The sequence below is a fragment of the Ruegeria sp. BA12 genome, from assembly GCF_056539625.1.
In genome coordinates, this window is the sequence record NZ_JBQFVF010000022.1 from 1 (window position 1) to 5,993 (window position 5,993).

Below are 5,993 nucleotides of genomic sequence, written 5' to 3' on the forward strand. Positions count from 1 at the left end.
TGGTTCTGACGGGTTGAGGGTGTTAAGCGATTGATCTTGGGGATCAATTGTAGTGTGACCGGGCTGTTCTGAGATTTTCTGACGCTGGTTGCGGGAGTAGGATTTGAACCTACGACCTTCAGGTTATGAGCCTGACGAGCTACCGGGCTGCTCCATCCCGCGTCAGTGTCAGATTTGTATCATCGTTAGAGAGATGTTTTGGGCTTTTACTAGGTTTGGCGGTGACCTACTCTCCCGGGGCTTAAGCCCAAGTACCATTGGCGCGGCAGTGCTTAACTTCCGGGTTCGGGATGGGACCGGGTGTTTCACTTGCGCTATGACCACCAAACCGAGGAAAAGCCCATGTCTGCATTCTTGCTGAGCAAGAAAGCGACGGGTGGCAGGCAGCGTCTTTGCGTGCAAAGGCGCGTTGCCACTCGGTTGTTATGTCACCCCTTTACGGGGTTTCACATCAATCAACGTTGTCCAACTCAAGGTCGGTGTATGCTTTTGGTTTTGATTTGTCTTTCTGTTACTGGATCAAATCAAGCCTATCGGGCGATTAGTACCGGTCAACTGAACGCATTACTGCGCTTACATCTCCGGCCTATTGACGTGGTGGTCTTCCACGGCCCTCAGGGAGACCTTGTTTTGAGGGGGGCTTCCCGCTTAGATGCCTTCAGCGGTTATCCTGTCCGATCATAGCTACCCAGCACTGCCGTTGGCACGACAACTGGTCCACCAGTGGATCGTTCACCCCGGTCCTCTCGTACTAGGGGCAACTCCTCTCAAGTCTCCTACACCCACGGCAGATAGGGACCGAACTGTCTCACGACGTTCTAAACCCAGCTCACGTACCTCTTTAAACGGCGAACAGCCGTACCCTTGGGACCTGCTCCAGCCCCAGGATGAGATGAGCCGACATCGAGGTGCCAAACACTGCCGTCGATATGGACTCTTGGGCAGTATCAGCCTGTTATCCCCGGCGTACCTTTTATCCGTTGAGCGATGGCCCTTCCACTCGGGACCACCGGATCACTATGGCCGTCTTTCGACTCTGCTCGACTTGTCAGTCTCGCAGTCAGGCTGGCTTCTGCCATTGCACTCAACGAGCGATTTCCGACCGCTCTGAGCCAACCTTCGCGCGCCTCCGTTACGCTTTAGGAGGCGACCGCCCCAGTCAAACTACCCGCCACGCAGGGTCCCGGATCCGGATAACGGACCGCGGTTAGACATCAAGAGTGCGAAGGGTGGTATCTCAAGGGAGGCTCCACGGATACTTGCGTTTCCGCTTCAAAGCCTACCACCTATCCTGCACATCACAATCCTGATGCCAGTGCGAAGCTGTAGTAAAGGTGCACGGGGTCTTTCCGTCTAACCGCGGGAAGCCTGCATCTTGACAGGCAATTCAATTTCGCTGAGTCGATGTTGGAGACAGCGGGGAAGTCGTTACGCCATTCGTGCAGGTCGGAACTTACCCGACAAGGAATTTCGCTACCTTAGGACCGTTATAGTTACGGCCGCCGTTTACCTGGGCTTCAATTCAAGGCTCTCACCTCTCCTTTTAACCTTCAGGCACCGGGCAGGCGTCAGACCCTATACGTCGTCTTGCGACTTCGCAGAGCCCTGTGTTTTTAATAAACAGTCGCCACCCCCTGGTTTGTGCCCCCAGCCCCTAGTTGCCTAGGAACCGGGCCTCCTTCTCGCGAACTTACGGAGGTATTTTGCCGAGTTCCTTCAACATCGTTCTCTCAAGCGCCTTGGTATTCTCTACCAGTCCACCTGTGTCGGTTTAGGGTACGGTCTGATAGGAGGGCTATTTCCAGGAACCTCTCAGCAGCCCAATCAATCCGATAAGATTGAACTACACCTGAGATCCGTCACCACTCCACGGCCCAGGAATATTAACCTGGTTCCCATCGCCTACGCCTTTCGGCCTCGGCTTAGGGGCCGGCTTACCCTGCTCAGATTAGCTTTAAGCAGGAACCCTTGGACTTTCGGCGAGAGTGTCTCTCACACTCTTTGTCGCTACTCATGTCATCATTCTCACTAGTGATCTCTCCACCGGATCCCTCACAGGCCGGCTTCATCGAAAGCCTCTCTCCTCCAATCCGCCCGAAGACGTGAAGGAGGAATGAGACTATGTCACACTACGCTCTGCTACCATGCCTTACGGCATCCTAAGCTTCGGCTCATGGCTTGAGCCCCGTTACATCTTCGCCGCAGGACAACTTATTTAGACCAGTGAGCTGTTACGCTATCTTTAAAGGATGGCTGCTTCTAAGCCAACCTCCTGGTTGTTTTGGTCGTCCCACCTGCTTTCCCACTTAGCCATGAATTGGGGGCCTTAGCTGTAGGTCAGGGTTGTTTCCCTCTCCACTACGGACGTTAGCATCCGCAGTGTGTCTGCCATCTAGTACTCCCGGGTATTCGGAGTTTGGTTAGGATCAGTAAGCCTGTGGGGCCCCATTACCCATCCAGTGCTCTACCCCCCGGGGTATTCGGATGACGCTCTACCTAAATAGATTTCGCAGAGAACCAGCTATCTCCGAGTTTGATTGGCCTTTCACCCCTAGGCACAGCTCATCCCGATCCTTTTCAACGGATGTGGGTTCGGTCCTCCAGTAAGTGTTACCTTACCTTCAACCTGGCCATGCCTAGATCACTCGGTTTCGGGTCTGATCCCACGAACTCATGCGCCCTATTAAGACTCGCTTTCGCTACGCCTACACCTAACGGCTTAAGCTTGCTCGTGAGACCAAGTCGATGACCCATTATACAAAAGGTACGCCGTCAGCTCGCAAGGAGCCTCCGACTGATTGTAGGCGTTCGGTTTCAGGTACTGTTTCACTCCCCTCGTCGGGGTGCTTTTCACCTTTCCCTCACGGTACTGGTTCGCTATCGGTCAGCAAGGAGTACTTAGCCTTCGAAGGTGGTCCTCCGATCTTCAGACAGAATTTCACGTGTTCCGCCCTACTTAATACGTCCATCAAAGCTTCCTATACGGGGCTGTCACCCGCTATGGCCATGCTTCCCAACATGTTCTAGTCACTTATCTGGCTCGGCTGGTCCCCGTTCGCTCGCCGCTACTAGGGGAGTATCAATTGATTTCCTTTCCTCCGGGTACTTAGATGTTTCAGTTCCCCGGGTTTGCTCTTAAAACCCTATGTATTCAGGTCTTAAGTACCTGTTTAAGCAACATATTGATTATCAGAGATAACAATATGAAGCTTTCAGGTGGGTTGCCCCATTCAGAAATCCATGGATCAAAGCTTATTCTCAGCTCCCCATGGCTTATCGCAGAGTATCACGTCTTTCATCGCCTCTTGCTGCCAAGGCATTCACCAAACGCCCTTCTCGCGCTTGATTTGATCCAGAAAGAGAAAGACAGACGTCCTTCACGGCAGACCCAGCTGGTAACTAAAGGCCGCCTCTGTTTCTGAACCAAAAGCATACTTTCCCGCCTTCCATCCTGGAACCCATGCTGCCGATGTCGGTCGGCCCCACATGGAGAATGGAAGACAATGCATGATCATCAGATCATGCGGGTTAGTGTACTTGACTTGGACAACTCTGTTCGTTTCAGCCGGGATATTCAAAGAGGGACGAGGAAACATCCCAAATCGAACCTCCTCCGAAGAGGACCAACTGAGATCAACGCCACACTCGGCGCGATCAAACAGTGTTGATTGATTTCTCTCTATACGATGTCAAAGCCTCCGAAGAAGCTGCGTCCAATCGGACGGTTAAAAACCCAAAGGTGCTTAACGATCTGATCGGGTAAATGGTGGAGCCTAGGAGGATCGAACTCCTGACCTCCTGAATGCAAATCAGGCGCTCTCCCAGCTGAGCTAAGGCCCCAAAATAGTCGCTTTCGTGACCTTCGCTACGCGAAGGCACTGCCACGACAACGCCCTTTGCTCCGCAAAAGGCTTGGTGGGTCGAGGAGGACTTGAACCTCCGACCTCACGCTTATCAGGCGTGCGCTCTAACCACCTGAGCTACCGACCCAGACAGGCCGGTCGGCCTGATGTGTTCTGAAGAGATATGAGGACGGCTCGGTCCATGAGTTTGATCAACTTTGTTTGTTGATCTTCTGCTAAGTGTATCACGAGATTTGCGAACAAATCTAACTAGATACATCCTTAGAAAGGAGGTGATCCAGCCGCAGGTTCCCCTACGGCTACCTTGTTACGACTTCACCCCAGTCGCTGATCCTACCGTGGTCCGCTGCCCCCAAAAGGTTAGCGCACGGCCGTCGGGTAGAACCAACTCCCATGGTGTGACGGGCGGTGTGTACAAGGCCCGGGAACGTATTCACCGCGTCATGCTGTTACGCGATTACTAGCGATTCCGACTTCATGGGGTCGAGTTGCAGACCCCAATCCGAACTGAGACAGTTTTTTGGGATTAACCCATTGTCACTGCCATTGTAGCACGTGTGTAGCCCAACCCGTAAGGGCCATGAGGACTTGACGTCATCCACACCTTCCTCCCGCTTATCACGGGCAGTTTCCCTAGAGTGCCCAGCCGAACTGCTGGCAACTAAGGATGTGGGTTGCGCTCGTTGCCGGACTTAACCGAACATCTCACGACACGAGCTGACGACAGCCATGCAGCACCTGTCACTAGGTCACCGAAGTGAAAGACCCATCTCTGGGCCGGTCCTAGGATGTCAAGGGTTGGTAAGGTTCTGCGCGTTGCTTCGAATTAAACCACATGCTCCACCGCTTGTGCGGGCCCCCGTCAATTCCTTTGAGTTTTAATCTTGCGACCGTACTCCCCAGGCGGAATGCTTAATCCGTTAGGTGTGTCACCGAATAGCATGCTACCCGACGACTGGCATTCATCGTTTACGGTGTGGACTACCAGGGTATCTAATCCTGTTTGCTCCCCACACTTTCGCACCTCAGCGTCAGTATCGAGCCAGTGAGCCGCCTTCGCCACTGGTGTTCCTCCAAATATCTACGAATTTCACCTCTACACTTGGAATTCCACTCACCTCTCTCGAACTCTAGACTGATAGTTTTGGAGGCAGTTCCAGGGTTGAGCCCTGGGATTTCACCCCCAACTTTCCAGTCCGCCTACGTGCGCTTTACGCCCAGTAATTCCGAACAACGCTAACCCCCTCCGTATTACCGCGGCTGCTGGCACGGAGTTAGCCGGGGTTTCTTTACCTGCTACCGTCATTATCTTCACAGGCGAAAGAGCTTTACGACCCTAAGGCCTTCATCACTCACGCGGCATGGCTGGATCAGGGTTGCCCCCATTGTCCAAGATTCCCCACTGCTGCCTCCCGTAGGAGTCTGGGCCGTGTCTCAGTCCCAGTGTTGCTGATCATCCTCTAAAACCAGCTATAGATCGTAGGCTTGGTAGGCCATTACCCCACCAACTACCTAATCTAACGCGGGCTAATCCTTTGGCGATAAATCTTTCCCCCGAAGGGCTCATACGGTATTACTCTCCGTTTCCAGAGGCTATTCCGTACCAAAGGGTATATTCCCACGCGTTACTAACCCGTCCGCCGCTCACCCCGAAGGGCGCGCTCGACTTGCATGTGTTAGGCCTGCCGCCAGCGTTCGTTCTGAGCCAGGATCAAACTCTCAAGTTGAAAGCACATTGCTGCGCTATCCTTGACGTTCGAACCTCTGCACATCTCATCAGGAGGCTAATCCTGATGAAGTCTTCTGTTTGATGTACACAGACTTCCTAAGAAATCAGTGAACCACTCAAACAGTGAAGCTGACACTAGATCATCGGCCCCGATTGCTCGAGAAACCTACTAGCGCGATATACAGACATTCAATCCGTCGAAACGAACCAAACCGCCCACATATCTCTTCAGTTATCCATCAATGTCAAAGAACATAACACCCAGAGCCAAAAACCAGACCGTTGCGCCAATAACCTCAGCGCGCCCGCCTAACAAATCCCTCAAGATGCCCCCAGTCTCTCCTGAGCGTCTCCGCCGTCTCCAGCGTCCCAACACCGCCTCAGCAGCGCCGGTGAAGGGG

At 53.2% G+C, this 5,993-nt stretch carries 3 tRNA genes and 3 rRNA genes; all 6 read right to left on the reverse strand.

The features are described from left to right. Positions 1–85: 85 nt before the first annotated feature. The 6 genes from ACR0B0_RS20750 to ACR0B0_RS20775 all read right to left on the reverse strand — a co-directional run bounded on the left by ACR0B0_RS20750 (position 86) and on the right by ACR0B0_RS20775 (position 5,590). Positions 86–162, reverse strand: a tRNA-Met gene (locus tag ACR0B0_RS20750). Positions 163–213: 51 nt separating this feature from the next. Next, a 5S ribosomal RNA gene (gene rrf / locus ACR0B0_RS20755) occupies positions 214–328 on the reverse strand. 192 nt (positions 329–520) lie between these two features. Next, positions 521–3,348 (reverse strand): 23S ribosomal RNA (locus ACR0B0_RS20760). A gap of 416 nt (positions 3,349–3,764) precedes the next feature. After that, positions 3,765–3,840 (reverse strand) — tRNA-Ala (locus tag ACR0B0_RS20765). 73 nt (positions 3,841–3,913) lie between these two features. Further along, a tRNA-Ile gene (locus ACR0B0_RS20770) sits at positions 3,914–3,990 on the reverse strand. A gap of 138 nt (positions 3,991–4,128) precedes the next feature. Beyond that, a 16S ribosomal RNA gene (locus ACR0B0_RS20775) occupies positions 4,129–5,590 on the reverse strand. Together the 16S, 23S and 5S rRNA genes with 3 tRNA genes alongside form the textbook arrangement of a ribosomal RNA operon. Positions 5,591–5,993: the final 403 nt, after the last annotated feature.